At 45.6% G+C, this 15,255-nt stretch carries 11 protein-coding genes and 1 pseudogene; 8 read left to right on the top strand and 4 right to left on the bottom strand.

What is annotated here, in order from left to right:
* Window positions 1-22: 22 nt before the first annotated feature.
* Complete coding sequence (locus R2S67_RS01035; RefSeq protein WP_053303842.1) at window positions 23-1,759, bottom strand: BCCT family transporter; 1,737 nt, start codon at window positions 1,757-1,759, stop codon at window positions 23-25.
* A 319-nt stretch (window positions 1,760-2,078) separates the two neighbouring features.
* Between R2S67_RS01035 and R2S67_RS01030 the strand changes: the two genes are divergently transcribed.
* The 7 genes and pseudogenes from R2S67_RS01030 (at window position 2,079) to R2S67_RS01000 (ending at window position 10,404) form a co-directional block, all read left to right on the top strand.
* A complete protein-coding gene (locus tag R2S67_RS01030; protein ID WP_053307899.1) occupies window positions 2,079-3,266 on the top strand; it encodes an aromatic ring-hydroxylating oxygenase subunit alpha in 1,188 nt (395 codons plus the stop codon).
* 1 nt (window position 3,267) lies between these two features.
* On the top strand, window positions 3,268-4,704 hold the full coding sequence (locus tag R2S67_RS01025; RefSeq protein WP_317341760.1) for an aldehyde dehydrogenase family protein: 1,437 nt from the start codon (window positions 3,268-3,270) through the stop codon (window positions 4,702-4,704).
* A gap of 142 nt (window positions 4,705-4,846) precedes the next feature.
* Window positions 4,847-5,008: pseudogene (locus R2S67_RS01020) on the top strand (rubredoxin); the annotation flags it as partial.
* Window positions 4,997-6,280 carry an NAD(P)/FAD-dependent oxidoreductase gene (locus R2S67_RS01015; RefSeq protein WP_317342136.1) on the top strand — a complete coding sequence of 428 codons (1,284 nt, stop codon included), beginning with the start codon at window positions 4,997-4,999 and terminating at the stop codon, window positions 6,278-6,280. The pseudogene R2S67_RS01020 and the gene R2S67_RS01015, both read left to right, overlap by 12 nt.
* Window positions 6,281-6,292: 12 nt before the next feature.
* A complete protein-coding gene (locus R2S67_RS01010; RefSeq protein ID WP_317341759.1) occupies window positions 6,293-7,609 on the top strand; it encodes an FAD-binding oxidoreductase in 1,317 nt (438 codons plus the stop codon).
* Window positions 7,606-7,956 carry an ethanolamine utilization protein EutQ gene (locus tag R2S67_RS01005; protein ID WP_025768531.1) on the top strand — a complete coding sequence of 117 codons (351 nt, stop codon included), beginning with the start codon at window positions 7,606-7,608 and terminating at the stop codon, window positions 7,954-7,956. The genes R2S67_RS01010 and R2S67_RS01005 overlap by 4 nt, the downstream gene beginning before the upstream one ends.
* Before the next feature lie 402 nt (window positions 7,957-8,358).
* Window positions 8,359-10,404, top strand: coding sequence for an EAL domain-containing protein (locus R2S67_RS01000; protein ID WP_317341758.1), 2,046 nt, complete (start codon window positions 8,359-8,361; stop codon window positions 10,402-10,404).
* Between the two features lie 67 nt (window positions 10,405-10,471).
* Here R2S67_RS01000 and azu read toward each other — a convergent pair whose 3' ends face one another.
* The 3 genes from azu to norR form a co-directional block, all read right to left on the bottom strand.
* The gene (gene azu, locus R2S67_RS00995) at window positions 10,472-10,924 is read right to left on the bottom strand and encodes an azurin (RefSeq protein WP_005392455.1); all 453 of its coding nucleotides are present in this window, start codon (window positions 10,922-10,924) and stop codon (window positions 10,472-10,474) included.
* 362 nt (window positions 10,925-11,286) lie between these two features.
* Window positions 11,287-11,937 (bottom strand): HAD family hydrolase, encoded by a 651-nt coding sequence (locus R2S67_RS00990; RefSeq protein ID WP_005392456.1) that lies wholly within the window; start codon window positions 11,935-11,937, stop codon window positions 11,287-11,289.
* 88 nt (window positions 11,938-12,025) lie between these two features.
* The gene (gene norR, locus R2S67_RS00985; protein ID WP_317341757.1) at window positions 12,026-13,558 is read right to left on the bottom strand and encodes a nitric oxide reductase transcriptional regulator NorR; all 1,533 of its coding nucleotides are present in this window, start codon (window positions 13,556-13,558) and stop codon (window positions 12,026-12,028) included.
* Window positions 13,559-13,748: 190 nt separating this feature from the next.
* On the opposite strand from norR, the gene norV reads away from it, so the two are divergent.
* Window positions 13,749-15,251 (top strand): anaerobic nitric oxide reductase flavorubredoxin, encoded by a 1,503-nt coding sequence (gene norV, locus R2S67_RS00980; protein ID WP_317341756.1) that lies wholly within the window; start codon window positions 13,749-13,751, stop codon window positions 15,249-15,251.
* Window positions 15,252-15,255 lie beyond the last annotated feature (4 nt).

Below are 15,255 nucleotides of genomic sequence, written 5' to 3'. Positions count from 1 at the left end.
AATTGATTGATGAAACGACGCACTAACTTAGTACTGGTCCCTGATTAAGTGTGGAATCATCTTTCAGCGAGGATGTTGAAGCGATAGGCTCGGAAGCCACAGTTTTGCTTTCAACAAGCGGTTCAACAGGACCATCAAGTTTCTCTTGCTCTGGGTGAACATGCTCAGGAAGCATTGCCCATGGCTTAGGTTCGCGTCGAATACTATGGAACAGCGTTAAGCTCATCACCGCGATAAAAATCGCGATAGGGAAACCGGCAATAATTGAGGCCGTTTGCATTGCTTTTAACCCTCCTGCATATAGAAGCACTCCCGCAATGGCGGCGATCATGATCCCCCACAATACGCGTATAGAGGTAGGAGGCTCACTGTGTCCAGCGGCATCGAGGGTACATAGAACTAAGGTACCTGAGTCAGCGGAGGTAATGAAATAAGTACCGAGTAATAAACACGCAAGTACGCTAAGTAGTTTACCAAACATACCTGTATCTAGATTGTCGAATAGCGTAAACAAAGCGCGTGTCGTATCGGCTTTAGTCGCTTCAAGAATCGGGCCGCCAGAAAAATCCGCAGGTGGTGTTTGTTTGGCTTCTTGTGCCGCAGTGACTTGCTCTTGATGAGCAACACGAGCGTCTTGCTCTACCTTTAACGCTGCGCCACCAAATACTGAAATCCATAAAAACGTGATCAGCGTAGGAACTATGAGAGCACCACCGATAAGCTCACGTATTGTGCGCCCTTTAGAGATACGAGCTACAAACATGCCAACGAAAGGTGCCCAAGTCATCCACCAAGGCCAGTAATAAGCCGTCCACCAGTTTTGCCAGCCAGAGTCATTCTGTGCATCGCTCCATAAGCTCATACCGACAATGTTTTGTGCATAAAGCCCCGTACTTTCGAGTAGCGTATTTAAGATATAGCGAGTTGGGCCAATGTAAAGTACGACCAGCACGAGTGCGAGTGAGAGCAGCATGTTCCATTCTGATAAACGGCGAATACCTTTCCCTACACCAGATAGCACCGATGCAACCGCACAAGTACAAAGGGAAACGATAATAAAGAGTTGAATCCCCAAACTAATGTCTAGACCAAAGGCTTGATTCAAACCAGAGTTTATTTGGATAACTCCCATCCCTAAGGTTTGAGAGATACCGAAAGCAGTCACCGCGACTGTTAGGATATCAACCGTGTGCCCGATAGGCCCATAAATACGATCGCCAATCAAAGGGTACAAGATAGAGCGTAGGGTAAAAGGCAGATCTTTACGGTAGGAAAAGTAAGCTAATGCGAGTGCAACAATGATAAAGACAGACCAAGGATGTAGACCCCAATGAAAGAATGTCAGCTTCATTGATGTTGTTGCGGCTTCATTGGTCAGGCCTTGAGTAAATGGGTTGTCAGCGTAATGCCACATCGGTTCGGCGACCGACCAGAAAATTAAGCCTATCCCCATGCCTCCGGAAAAAAGCATGGATACCCAAGACAAATAACTAAACTCTGGTTTTTCGTCATCTTTACTCAAACGAATATGCCCATATCGACTAACCATAAGGTAAAGAAGAAAACCGACAACGAGTGAAACAAGTCCGATGTAAAACCACTTCATATTCTGTAGCAAAATGCCGGAAATCGTTTCGAAGTATTGGCCCGCTTGATTGGCGAGAATGGCGCAGAAAAGTACAAAACCGATAACGACGATCTTTGATGCGATTGTCACAGTCGGATTGAGTCCTTTCAATATCCCAGATGTTGCTCTCATAGGCATCCCTCACAGTGCGTTTGTTTTAGCGTTATTGTTTGTTGCGTTATTGTTAATTTTTGAAAGAGAGTAGAGAGAGGGCTTTTGTGTTTCAACTGATTAATACTCATCGGTTAATGAGTATTAATCATGACAAGAAGATCATTGTTTATTAAAAGGTTATTTTTTTGTTCGAGATCAATGCATGAATGACAAAAACTCATCCAAGCCCGGCGAAAAAGTCGTTTGTTTGTTGCCGGGTTGTTAATCAAAATCATCTCCACTAACACAACACGATGTTGTACGCACTGGATGCAACTCGACTCTCGGAGATAAGAATATGAGCAATGTCAACCAAACCATTATTCCTGTTGAACTTGTTGATAATGTACTGAACCCAATCAGTGAAGCAACAGGAATGCCGAATCAGGCCTACACCAGCGAAGAGTATTTTACTTTTGAGCGTGATCAGGTGTTTGGTAACACTTGGGTATGCATTGGTTTTGCATCAGACCTGCTTAAAAATGGTTATGTGATGCCACTTGATTTCATGAATCTTCCACTACTCATGATGAGAAATCGCCAAGGTGAAGTCCAAGTTTTCCACAACGTGTGTAGCCACCGAGGTATGAAGCTGGTTCATGAGGCAGGCGAAGTTCAAGGCATGATTCGCTGTCCTTACCATTCATGGACGTACGATCTTGACGGCAATCTAAAAGGCACACCACACATTGGTGGTATCGCAAAACACAAAGATGATCGATTTAAGTGTGAAAAGCACGGCCTTAAGCCACTTCGTTCAGCCGTTTGGATGGACATGGTATTCGTCAACTTATCGGGCAATGCAGAAAGCTTTGAAGAGCATATCGCGCCGCTAGAGCAACGTTGGCAGCAATTCTTAGGTGAAGAAGGGTTAGGGCTTCTTCGCCGCGTGAACATGGGTGGCAACTTAGAGATAGAAGTGAAAAGTAACTGGAAGCTTGCCGTAGAAAACTACTGTGAGGCTTACCACTTACCTTGGGTGCATCCGAGTTTGAACAGTTATTCTCGCCTAGAGGATCACTACAACATCATGTTTGCAGAGCGCTTTGCTGGTCAAGGTAGTCTCGCGTACAACCTTTCAGATACAGCAGGAACACACTTACCTAAATTTCCAAGCTGGCCAGAAGATAAACTGCGTCATGCAGAATACGTTGCACTCTTTCCAAACGTGTTGCTTGGTATTCAAGCCGATCATGCCTTTGCAATGATGATTGAACCAATCACTGCGAATAAGAGTGTTGAGCACCTACGTGTTTTCTATGTGGGTGATGAAGCAACGAAAGATGAGTTTGCTGCGTGTCGTACTGCTACCGTTGAGTCGTGGCGAGTCGTGTTCGGCGAAGATATTGGAGCGGTCGAAGGTATGCAGGAAGGTCGTTACTCACCTGGCTTTGGTGGTGGTGTGTTCTCACCAGAAATGGATGTTCCGACGCATTTCTTCCAAACCTGGTTGGCAAAGCAAGTGAAAGCGGCACTGGAGCAGTAATATGATGCATTACCTTAATTATATTGATGGTGAGTGGTGCGATTCAGAGCAAGCGCTGACCGTCATGAACCCTGGCACAGCCGAACCGTATGCGACGATTGCAGAAGCCACTATCACCGATGCCGATCGCGCAATGGAAGCGGCACGTCGAGTAGTCAATCAAGGTCTTCTTTCGGACGTTCGTCCAGCCGTCAGAACCGAGTGGATGTTAAAAGCAGCCGCAGCTATTCGTGAAATGGTTGATGAAGGTGGGTTAGTTGCCTGTCGTGAAAATGGGAAATCTTTGCAAGATGCCAAAGATGAGTTTTTAGAATCGGCACGTTACTTCGAATACTACGCTGGCATGGCCGACAAGCTGGAAGGCACGTCAATTCCGTTGGGCAAAGACTATGTCGACTTCACTCAATATGTGCCGTTTGGCGTGTCAGTGCAGATTGTGCCGTGGAACTTCCCCGTCTCTATTTGTGCACGCTCATTGGCACCTGCATTAGCTGCTGGTAATGCAGTGGTGATCAAATCGCCGGAGATTTCCCCACTTGCCATGACGTTGTTGATTAAAGCGATTGAAAAAGCGGGCTTCCCGAAAGGCACGATTAACCTGCTATGTGGCAAAGGCTCTGTGGTTGGCAGTCATTTGGTGCAGCATCAAGAGGTCGATCAAATCGTCTTTACGGGTTCGGTACCGACAGGTCAACGCATCCTGAAAGATTCTGCACAACGCGCCACACCATCGGTGATGGAGCTGGGTGGTAAATCTGCTGCTATCGCGCTGAAAGATGCGAACCTCGAAACACTTTTGAAAAGCGTTCAAGTCGGTATTTTCTTTAACGCTGGTCAAGTGTGTTCGGCAATGTCTCGTTTGCTGATTCAAAAAGAGCGTTATGAAGAAGTAAAAGCGGCAGTAGTGGAAATGGCAAAAAGCCTAACCATTGGCCAAGGCGAAAGCCAGCCGGACATCACACCGTTGGTATCGGCTGATCAACAAGCACGCGTGCTTGAAATGATTGAACAAGCAAAAGCCGACGGCGCGAACATCCTAACAGGTGGGTACGCCCCTGATTTATCGGGTTACTTTGTGGCACCGACGGTGATTGAAGCCTCACCAGATGTGCGCATTGCACAAGAAGAAGTGTTTGGTCCTGTATTGGTGATTACACCGTTTGAAACTGAGCAAGAAGCAATCGAGATCGCGAATGGCACCGATTTTGGCCTGGTTGCTGGTGTCTTTGGTGAAAGCCTAAACCAAACATTGCGTGTGGCACAGCAACTGCGTGGTGGACAAGTGTTCATCAATGAATGGTTTGCTGGTGGTATCGAAACACCATTTGGTGGCGTGGGCTTGTCCGGTTTTGGGCGAGAAAAAGGACAAGAAGCGATTTATAGCTATGTCCAGACACGCAATATTGCCATTCGTTTGCAGCAAGACAGCAACGTATAGCTACCGTGTAACTTGATTTTCATCACCTCGCACCGGCTTGGATTTCAGACCACAAGCTAGGGCGAGGTTGATGGAATCGCTACAAATCTGACAGTGGTTTGTAAACACGGAAATTCTGAACAAGGTAGTTGGAGTAAAAGTGATGAGAAAGTGGCTCTGTATTATTTGCGGCTTAATCTATGATGAAGCACAAGGTTGGCCATCCGATGGCATTGCACCAGGAACAGCATGGGAAGATGTGCCGGATGATTGGTTATGCCCCGACTGTTTAGTGGGTAAGGCCGATTTTGAAATGATCGAAATCACCGACGATGAGCCAGTAGAAGAGGTCGCGGCAGTGTCTTCGGTATCGGTAGGATCGTCTGTTCAGCCAAATTCGGCTCAGCCACTTCCATCTGAAGTCACTCAACCTATATTTTCAGCTGACCCTATCGTTATCATCGGTAGTGGCCACAGTGGTTACCAGTTGGCAGCGGCACTTAGAGCGCAATCTGAAACGGTTCCGATCACTGTCTTTACCGCTGATGATGGCGCACTGTACAGCAAGCCTGCCTTGTCTAATGCACTGGCCATGAAGAAAGATGGCGACGCGCTACAAAGTGAGAGCGCGTTGGAGTGGGAAAGCCGTCTCAATGTCCGCGTTTACCCGCATACCCGCGTTGAAAAGATCGAGCGTGCCAATTCAACGCTACACACCTCTATCGGTAAATACGCCTACAGCCGTTTGGTACTGGCAACAGGTGCATCACCGATTGAAATCCCAATTGAGGGCGATCGCTCTTGTGTTATGAGTGTGAACGACTTAGTTGATTACCGCCGTTTCAGAGCTCAGCTTCAGAACAAAAAGCGCATCGCAATCCTCGGCGATGGCTTAATTGGCTGTGAGTTCGCGAATGACCTGATCGAAGGCGGCTATGAAGTGACAGTTATCGGGTTAGGTCAATGGCCAATGGAGCGTTTGATCCCGCAACAGTTGGGTGAATCATTACAAAGCGCACTTGCAGATCGAGGCGTGCAATGGGCTCTACAAGACAGTATCGCCAGAATCGAGCCAAGGTCCGAATCAAGCGCGGTTTTGCATCTAAACAGTGGCAAGCAGATTGAAGCAGACCTAGTGCTAAGCGCGGTTGGGCTCAAGCCAAATGTATCGCTGGCTGAGCAAGCAGGGCTCGAAGTGGGCCGCGGCATTAAAGTGAATCAATTCGGCCAGACGAGTGATGAGAGTATTTACTCGCTAGGCGACTGTGTTGAAACCGAGCAAGGTTGGCAGCCGTATATTGCGCCGATTAATCAAATGATTCCTTCCGTAGCGAAAAGCTTGCTAGGCGATGTCGCGTCAATCTCGTTAACGCCAACTCCTGTGATTGTAAAAACGCCGATTCTTCCACTCACTATTTTCCCGGTTGCCCCGAACGAACTGGGACAATGGTACATCGAGAGTCAGGCAGATGAATTGACCGCTGCGTTTTATTCTCCTGAGGGAACGATGCTTGGCTTTGCGTTGCTAGGAAGAAAAGTACAGTCATTACGAGGTCCTTGGCTAGATCAATTGTCATTGAAACTGTCAGCAGCGTAACGGAGAAAGAAGATGATTCATTTACCCAATGATGATGCAACATGTGGTTGGTACCATGCGTTGCCAAGTATTGCAGAAAAACCAGCGTTAAAAGGTAAACAAACTGCTGACTATGCCGTGCTAGGTGCCGGTTTCGCTGGACTAGCTATGGCAAGACGTTTAGCTGAGCTTCAGCCTAACGCACGAATTATACTGATTGATGCGCAACGTATCGGCCAAGGGGCGTCAGGGAGAAATTCGGGCTTTGTGATCGATTTGCCTCATAAGTTTTCACTTGAGCATCCCGATCCTGAGCACAAACAAAAGTTATTATCGCTCAACCGTTCTGCGATTGCTCAGCTAGACACTTTAGTGTCGAAGCACAGTATTTCTTGTCAGTGGTCAGCAAAGGGCAAATATCAAGCAGCCGTAGGGGCGCGCGGTGAAGCGTATCTCGATCACTTTGAGCACCTAATGAAAGACCTTGGCGAACCATACTTCCATGTTAATGGCAGTGAGCTGGCGAAAGTCTTAGGGACAAATTACTACAGCCGCGCAATTTACACGCCAGGTGGTTATTTAATGCAACCTGCTGCTCTGGTGCGTGGGCTAGGGGAAAGCCTTCCAGAGAATGTCGAGGTGTTAGAAAACTCGCCAATCCGCAAACTCAGTAAAGAAAACGGTTACTGGGTATTACATGGAGATAGTGGTTCTGTTGAAACCACTGAACTGTTACTTGGCACCAGCATTTTTACTCGTGAGTTTGGTTACCTTAAAAACAGATTACTGCCAGTGATGACGTTTGCAAGCTGGACGCGTCCATTGACCGACGCAGAAATGCAACGATACGGAGGTGAGCTGAATTGGGGTTTAACTCCAGCAGATCATGCGGGAACGACGTTACGTATGACCGCCGATCGACGTATTTTGATCCGAAATACTTACAAACACGTGCCGAAATATGGCTCAAGCATGAACGATAAAGTCAGAGAGCAAATCCGAGACGATCATCGTCAAGTCTTTTTGGCGCGTTACCCCGAGCTGGCCGACGTACCATTTACTCACACATGGGGTGGGGTATATGCCATCTCTCGTAACTTTACTAACTTTTTTGGTCAATTAGATGAAGGTGTTTATGCCAGCGCTTGTGACAATGGTGTTGGCGCTGCGTGGGGAACCATTTCTGGAACGCTGTTAGCTGACTATGTCGTTGGTGCGACATCTAAATCATTGGATGACATACAGCAAGTGACAGGAATGCCTTGTTTGAATCCGCCAGAGCCTTTTTTAGGCATGGGAGTAAAAACGCGTATCCAATTAGCAAAATGGCAAAGCCGGAGTGAGTTATGAAGCAAGTCAAACTCGTTGATAGTAAAAACCTAGATTTTAATGTTCGTGGTGATACGCCGGGAATGGCGTACGTAGCCCGAGCGTTAAGCCCAGAAATCTCACCAAACATTGGCGTAGGCTTTGCTAAATGGGAAGGCGCTCAAGTGGCTTGGACGGTGCTTTATGATGAGGTTATTTTTGTGATTGAAGGCTGTTTCGAGCTGACCGCAAATGGTGAGACACATTTTGTGCACCCAGGTCAAATGCTGTGGATCCCGGAAGGAACCGAGCTAGTTTATGGTGGGCATGCTCTATTCGGCTACGTGGTTCATCCAGGAAACTGGAAAGAGCTACACGGGATTGAATGACTTGTTTTACAGACGAGACAACGACTTGAAGTTCTACTCGTGTTAAATCAAAAATCGTTCACAGTGTATGTGAGCCAAATCAACTCGCCCGTCAAGGGCATGTCACCGAAGCCTACTTCTTGAAGTCATTAGGGTATATACATCAGTTTTAACGATAGCCATATCGAGATGCTTGGTATGGCTTTTATCGTTAAGGATAATAATCTCATTGGATCAAGGGGTATATAATCGTTAAATTGCACTTGCGACATCTTTGCGCTGTGACTGGCAATTCAAACTATTGTTTTAGCCAATAGAAACACTAAAAATTATCCACCAAATAATACGTTACTGAGTCTGGCCGTTGCATTTACGGCTGCCTATTTCGCAGCCGATGATTATTACTTAATATAAGAACTCACCATGCACACTCGTCGTGAACGCGTATTTGATCCCTTTCATCGTCTAACGGTATTTACAGATAAATGGCGACTTGGATCTAAATCTTATCTTACTGATCTCGCATCTATTGCCTTATTGCTGTTACCGCTGACGCTATCTAACGCACTTGCTATCTTTCTTGGTCACGCTTCTAGAATCCTAGGGGTGTCAGAGGTTTCTCAGTTATTGTTCCATCTTTCTGATATTTTAATCAACTTATATCCCACAGCGTTTTGCATTGTGGCTGGTTACTATTTATCGCATAAAGTGAATGTGTCGAGTGCGATTATCATCATTTATTCGTTGGTCATGTTCTATTTAATTTCAATAGAGAATGACAGCCTTTCTAGTAATTACATGTTGCCGAATAACCCTTTATTAGCACTCTTCAGTGCAACGGTGTCATACGTTTATTGTAAAAGTTTCCGAATTGAGCTGCTTGATCCTCAAGCAATGGACTTCTCTTCTCGTCTTTTTAAAGATGTCTTACATTTTTTCGTATTCGTTTTATTTGCGGTTAGCTTATCTCATGTCACCGCAGCGGTGATGGATGCTTTTACTACAACAGTGGCTGGACTTAACTTTGATCCGCTGACGTTCACAGGAGGATTATTTTATCAATCCATCTTGAGCTTATTAGGAGCGGCGGGCATTAATGGTCACAACATGTTGTTTGCCATCAAGCAGCAAATATACGCTGCGACCGAAGCCAACATGGCTGCTTGGCAAACAGGCGAAGCGTCGCTTAACGTCATTAGCCAAGGTTTTTACGACGCATTTTTATCCATGGGCGGGTCAGGGAATAGCATCAGTTTACTCCTGTGTCTGTTATTGTTCGCTAAAGAGCGCAATCATATTTTACTGGCGTTAGCGGCAGCACCATTGGTGATGTTCAACATCAATGAAGTGCTGCTATTTGGCTTGCCTATCATCTTTAACCCTATTCTGGTCGTCCCATTTGTATTAGTACCGCTGGTAAGTTTTATCATCACCTACTGTGCGATTGCTTCCGGCTTAATTGCGCCTGTTGAAAATATTGTGAACTGGATGACACCGCCTCTGTTGAGTGGTTATGTTGCAATGGGGCATCAGGTACAGGGGGCGATACTTCAACTGGTGGTGATTGCGATTGGTGTACTAATTTATCGACCTTTTTATCTAGCCTATGCAGGCAAATATGTGGGGCAGCTTGGTGTAAGTAATACTTACAATGGTTTAGAACAATCCCTATTTAAATCACTACTCAGTAGTGTGAAAGATGCGAACACATCGAGTATCAGCAAGTCATCCGCGCAGAAGCGTTTAACTTCCATTCTTCGTGAAGGCGAGTTGGTGATGTTTTATCAAAAGCAGCACTCAACAAAGGATGCGGAACAGTATTCTTACGAAGCGCTTATTCGATATAAAGATGAAGATGGAAACTTACTTTCACCAACGTTTATTGAAGATTTTCACCGGTTAGATGCCATGCCACTGCTCGATAAATTAGTACTCGAAAAGGTGTTGTCGGATATGAAGGAAATGGGATTATCTGAGCAGCGAAGAGTGGCCATTAATGTTTCTGTTGCTACCATTCAACAAGTGGATTTTGTTCAGCATTTACAAGACAGGTTGGTCTATTTTGGAATCCCGGCAGAATGGCTTGAAATTGAAATTACTGAAGAAGCCGTATTAGACAATGAAGTTTCTTTAACTAACACCATGAAAGCTCTACAGAGTATGGGAGTTCGTATCACAATGGATGATTTTGGTACGGGCTACGCATCGTTTCCTCATTTGTTCAAGTATCCATTTAACAAGATTAAGCTAGACAGATCGCTGCTATTGGACGCTAACGATCATCGTGGACGGCAACTGTATCGATTGGTTGCTAAGTTAGGACATATTGCAAATTGCGAGGTCGTAGCGGAAGGGGTGGAAACGCAGTCTGACTATGACTTTGTGCGGTCAAGTGGGGTTGATAAAGTTCAAGGGTTTTACTTAGCAAGGCCTGTACCTTTGGATGAGATTATCCATCGACGTGCTTAACTAAGGTGCAATAAAAAGGGAAGCGATGGCTTCCCTATAGTGAGTCTTGTTTTGACTTTGTTAGCTCTTATTTGAACTCAAATTTACCCTGCATGATAGCCCAGTGACCAGGGAACGAGCAGAAGAATGAGTAGTCGCCACCAGCTTTCATTTTTTCAGTGCTGAAAGTAATGCTGGTGCTTTCACCGCCGCCAATCACTTTTGTGTGAGCGTATACACGGTCGTCATTTGGCTTCACGTAATTGTTTTCTGCACCTGCTGCCATGCCGTCCGTACCTACTGCTTGTAGATTAGCGGTATCTGCGATAACGACGTTGTGACCCATTGATTGTGCAGGCATTTTACCTGTGTGGTTTAGCGTCAGTTTTACTTCTTTACAAGTGGCTGGAACGCTCAGTGTTTTAGTAGAAAACTGCATCATATCGTTAGCATCTAGGGACACTTCACACTCGGCACTGGCTTGGGCACCAAAGCTCATTCCTACTAATGCGAAGGTTGCTGCTAATAAACGTAAAGACATATAACACTCTCCATTTTATATTTTGGGCTGACTTGGATTAACCTCATCCAATAGTTCTCATTATCAGCCAATTTTCACTCGAAAAACGTGCTTCAAGCGGTATATTGACGTTTTGTTGCAAAGTTGTACTGGTTAGTTCCACTATTTGATCACTCATAGGCCCTATTTCATGCGATGGCGTGAGGTAAATCAAAAAAGAAAGGAATACGCCCCGTACAGAGATAAGGTCTATCTTATTAAGCCTTTGGAGCAGTATCTTGGCATTTATTAGAAGTAGATTAGAGAAGGTGAGGGGAGAGGCTCAAGCATAAAAAAGCTCAGCCAAATTGCTGAGCTTTAACAGTTAGAGCGGCAGTTTACGTTTAGCGATTTTGCTTCAACGCATCTAATGCTTCATGTAATGACGGCACGATGGAATGACCAAATTGTTTTACCTCTTCGCAAGGTTCAACTAAATCCGGAATCTGATAAGTAACCATATTCGCTGCCACGGCTGCGCGAACACCGTTATTGGAATCTTCAAAGGCAAGACATTGGCTTGGTTCTACATCCAGACGGTTTGCTGCCAGTAAATAGATTTCTGGATCGGGCTTACCGTGGTTTACCTCGCAGCCTGTGGTGAGGTTGTCGAAGTACTTACTCAAACCCGCTAATTCCAGTTTGATTTTCGCCACCTCTTTTGCCGTAGAAGTCGCTACTGCGATTGGTAAGCCTTGTGCTTTCAGCCATTCTAGCAGCTCAACAACACCATTTTTCACTGGGATGGCTTGGTGTTTGACGACAGCATTGTAACGAGTACGCCATTCATGATGCAGGCGGTCTAGGTTCTCACCGTAGGCTTTGCGGAAAATTGCTTCAATGCCTGCCGCATTGCGACCAATGATCGACAGGTAAACATCTTCATAAAACGGAAGGTTTTGGACTTCACATGCTTCTTGGAAAATACGCATACAGACGCGCTCAGTATCAAGGAGCAAACCATCCATATCAAAAATAGCAGCTTGGTAGTTCATTACATTACAGACTTTTCGATTGTGATGGTGCATTTTGACATAAGCGAGATAGATTTTCTTGCGGAATTCAAACCGTCCGTATCCTTTTTTACTTTATACCTAACCGTTTGGCTAAGCGGTGTAAATTACCATTATCGAGTTCTAACTGACGTGCTGTTGCAGCCCAGTTTCCTTGATTCTGCTCTAGTGCTTTTATAATCATGGCTTTTTGGAAGGTGTCAGTGGCTTGCTTTAAACCAGCGTCTGACAGTTCAAATGAAGAGCTAGGTATACCTGACTCTTCAGTGGTGGGCTGATTGTTCGACGCTTTGATATCGAAATCTTGTTCCACCAATTCGATATCCAGCGATTGAGTTCTAGCTTTGGCAAGCACGCCCGCTCGTTTGATGACGTGTTCCAGTTCACGCACGTTGCCCGGCCAAGAGTAATCTTTAAGTGCTTGAACTAGAGTGGGAGAGAGTCGAACACTGTTCAGCCCCAACTTGCTGCGTAGTTGCTCTGCAAAGAAACCAGCCAGTAGCACGACATCGTCTTCACGTTCACGAAGTGGGGGAACATGAAGAGGGAATACACTCAAACGGTGGTACAAATCTGCTCTGAAACGGCCAGCTTTTACTTCTTCATGCAGAACACGGTTCGTTGCCGCCACAATGCGTGTGTTGACTCGAATATGTCGGTCATCCCCAACACGCTGGATATCGCCATATTGCAATGCGCGAAGTAGCTTGGCTTGCAACTCCAGAGAAAGTTCGCCAACTTCATCCAAGAATAGTGTGCCGCCGTCGGCTTGCTCGAACTTACCTTTCCGATTACTGATAGCACCAGTAAAAGCACCTTTGATATGACCAAAAAGTTCACTCTCTGCGACAGATTCAGGTAACGCGGCACAGTTTAAGTACACCAAGGTATTATTGGCTCGGTGAGAGCGATGATGAATTGCGTTTGCGACGAGCTCTTTACCAACCCCTGTTTCACCCATTATCAACACTGATAGCTCGGTATCTGCCACCGCATCGATTTGCTCTTGAAGTGCTTTCATCCCAGCAGATTTGCCAATGATTTCGTTGCTTAGCGTACGTTTCTCAGTGTAAGACCCACGTGGCAAGCTAGCTTGTGTTTCTAACTGCTCCAGTAGTAGAGCAGTGTGCAAGCCACCCGCGGCTAACGCACTTACAAAGCGTAGTTCTTGATTGAGTAAACCATCGAACTGGTTCGGGTCGAAGGCATCAATAGTGATCGCGCCAATCAATTGATCGTCGATCAACAAAGGGAGGCCAATACATGAATGGACGTGCAGCTTGTCGTCGTGGTTCGGAATTAACCCGTCATAGGGATCGGGTAAGTCGCTATTCGATGGAAACCGTACGATATCGCCAGCGCGTGCAATGGCTTCCAATCTCGGGTGTTGGTTTATAGAAAAACGGCGTCCCAATACTTCCTTTGCTAAGCCATTGATAGCCAGCGGCTTAAAGTGCTGATCTTCATACAAAAGAAGAGCAGAAGCATCACATTTTAATATCTCGCGAATCGTTGTTAATAAGGTATCAAATCGAGCTTGCCGAGTGAGCGCTGAATTTAGGTCTTGCGTGATGTGTAGCCATTGCGCGATTAAAGAAGTCATAGCCAATACCAATTGTGTCAATATGACTATTTTAGTGTCTTAATGACAATTATCAACTGTGTCTTAATGACAGTTGTTAAAGTTGTGTTTTAATTAAGTTATTGAAATATATGGTAATTAAAAGTTGGCATGCCCAGTGCAATACAAGAAGAAATTATTTTTGTTTATCCCGTCATTCAAGGTAGTAATTATGACAATTCACGTAAAAAACAATATCCACTGGGTAGGTCAACGCGATTGGGAAGTTCAAGATTTCCATGGTACAGAATACAAAATGACAAAAGGCACCAGTTACAACAGTTATCTAATTCGTGAAGAGAAAACCATACTGATCGATACGGTCGATCATCGATTCAGCCAGCAATTTATCCAGAACCTAGAAATGGAAATCGATCTTAAGACGATCGATTTTATCGTCGTGAACCATGCAGAGGAAGATCACTCGGGCGCATTGTCTGCATTGATGGAGAAGATTCCGAACACGCCAATTTACTGTACGGAAGCGGCGATTGATTCGATTGTTGGCCATCACCATCATCCCGAATGGAACTTTAAAACGGTAAAAACGGGTGACAGCATTGATATTGGCAACGGTAAGCAATTGGTGTTCGTGGAAGCGCCGATGCTGCATTGGCCAGACAGTATGATGACATACCTAACGGGCGATGCGGTGCTATTCAGTAATGACGCATTTGGTCAGCACTACTGCGATGAGCGTTTGTTCAACGATGAGGTGGATCAAAATGAGTTGATGGAACAGTGTTTGCGTTACTACTCAAACATCCTAACGCCATTCAGCAGCTTGGTAACATCCAAAATTAAAGAAGTGTTGAGCTTTAATTTGCCTGTCGACATGATTGCAACTTCACACGGTATTGTATGGCGCGATAACCCAGTTCAAATCATCGAGCAATATTTGGAATGGGCGGATAACTACCAAGAAGATCGTATTACCATCTTCTACGATTCTATGTCGAACAATACCCGAATGATGGCGGACGCGATTGCACAGGGCATCCACGATGTTGACCCTAGCGTGGCGGTCAAAGTCTTCAATGTCTCTAAACATGACAAAAATGAAATCCTCGCCAATGTGTTCCGCTCAAAAGGCATATTGGTTGGTTCATCTACCATGAATAACGTCATGATGCCGAAGATCGCAGGCATGCTAGAAGAAATTACCGGTCTGCGCTTTAAAGCGAAAAAAGCCGCTGCATTCGGTAGCTACGGTTGGAATGGTGGTGCGGTAGACCGTATCCACGCACGGTTGACCGATGCGGGTTTTGAAACGGCAGTCAGCCTGAAAACCAAATGGCGACCAGATGGTAAAGCGATGCGTGAGTGTCGTGAACATGGCAAGAGCATCGCGAAATTGTGGGCGAAACATCCACTAACAAGTCCTGCTGCGTCTCCGATGATGGCTGCGTCTGAACCGCAAGTTCAATCACAGCCCGTTGTACAAGTAGAAACGCAAGCCGTGGTCGAAAGGGAGCTTATTAATCCAAGCTCAGAAGCACATCCATCAGATTGCCAGTGCATGATTTGCACCGTTTGTAACTGGGTGTATGACCCTGCTCAGGGTGAGCCTAATCAAGGAATTGAAGCGGGTACCACGTGGTCAGACGTTCCGGACTACTTCCTCTGCCCTGAATGTCACTTGGGTAAAGATGTATTTGTTGAGTTCAAGGGGTGAGGAG

The organism is Vibrio sp. T13N (assembly GCF_032970445.1).
Lineage (GTDB): Bacteria > Pseudomonadota > Gammaproteobacteria > Enterobacterales > Vibrionaceae > Vibrio > Vibrio diabolicus.
The sequence above is the reverse complement of the archived record's forward strand: the minus strand, read 5'-3'. Positions and strand labels throughout refer to the sequence as shown.

Bases quoted from the DNA above. Each gene is read 5' to 3' on its own strand.
- azu (WP_005392455.1), bottom strand. From the start codon at position 10,924: ATGTCTTTACGTTTATTAGCAGCAACCTTCGCATTAGTAGGAATGAGC.
- R2S67_RS01015 (WP_317342136.1), top strand. From the start codon at position 4,997: ATGATCGAAATCACCGACGATGAGCCAGTAGAAGAGGTCGCGGCAGTG.
- R2S67_RS01035 (WP_053303842.1), bottom strand. From the start codon at position 1,759: ATGAGAGCAACATCTGGGATATTGAAAGGACTCAATCCGACTGTGACA.
- R2S67_RS01030 (WP_053307899.1), top strand. From the start codon at position 2,079: ATGAGCAATGTCAACCAAACCATTATTCCTGTTGAACTTGTTGATAAT.
- R2S67_RS01005 (WP_025768531.1), top strand. From the start codon at position 7,606: ATGAAGCAAGTCAAACTCGTTGATAGTAAAAACCTAGATTTTAATGTT.
- norR (WP_317341757.1), bottom strand. From the start codon at position 13,558: ATGACTTCTTTAATCGCGCAATGGCTACACATCACGCAAGACCTAAAT.
- R2S67_RS00990 (WP_005392456.1), bottom strand. From the start codon at position 11,937: ATGAACTACCAAGCTGCTATTTTTGATATGGATGGTTTGCTCCTTGAT.
- norV (WP_317341756.1), top strand. From the start codon at position 13,749: ATGACAATTCACGTAAAAAACAATATCCACTGGGTAGGTCAACGCGAT.
- R2S67_RS01000 (WP_317341758.1), top strand. From the start codon at position 8,359: ATGCACACTCGTCGTGAACGCGTATTTGATCCCTTTCATCGTCTAACG.
- R2S67_RS01025 (WP_317341760.1), top strand. From the start codon at position 3,268: ATGATGCATTACCTTAATTATATTGATGGTGAGTGGTGCGATTCAGAG.
- R2S67_RS01010 (WP_317341759.1), top strand. From the start codon at position 6,293: ATGATTCATTTACCCAATGATGATGCAACATGTGGTTGGTACCATGCG.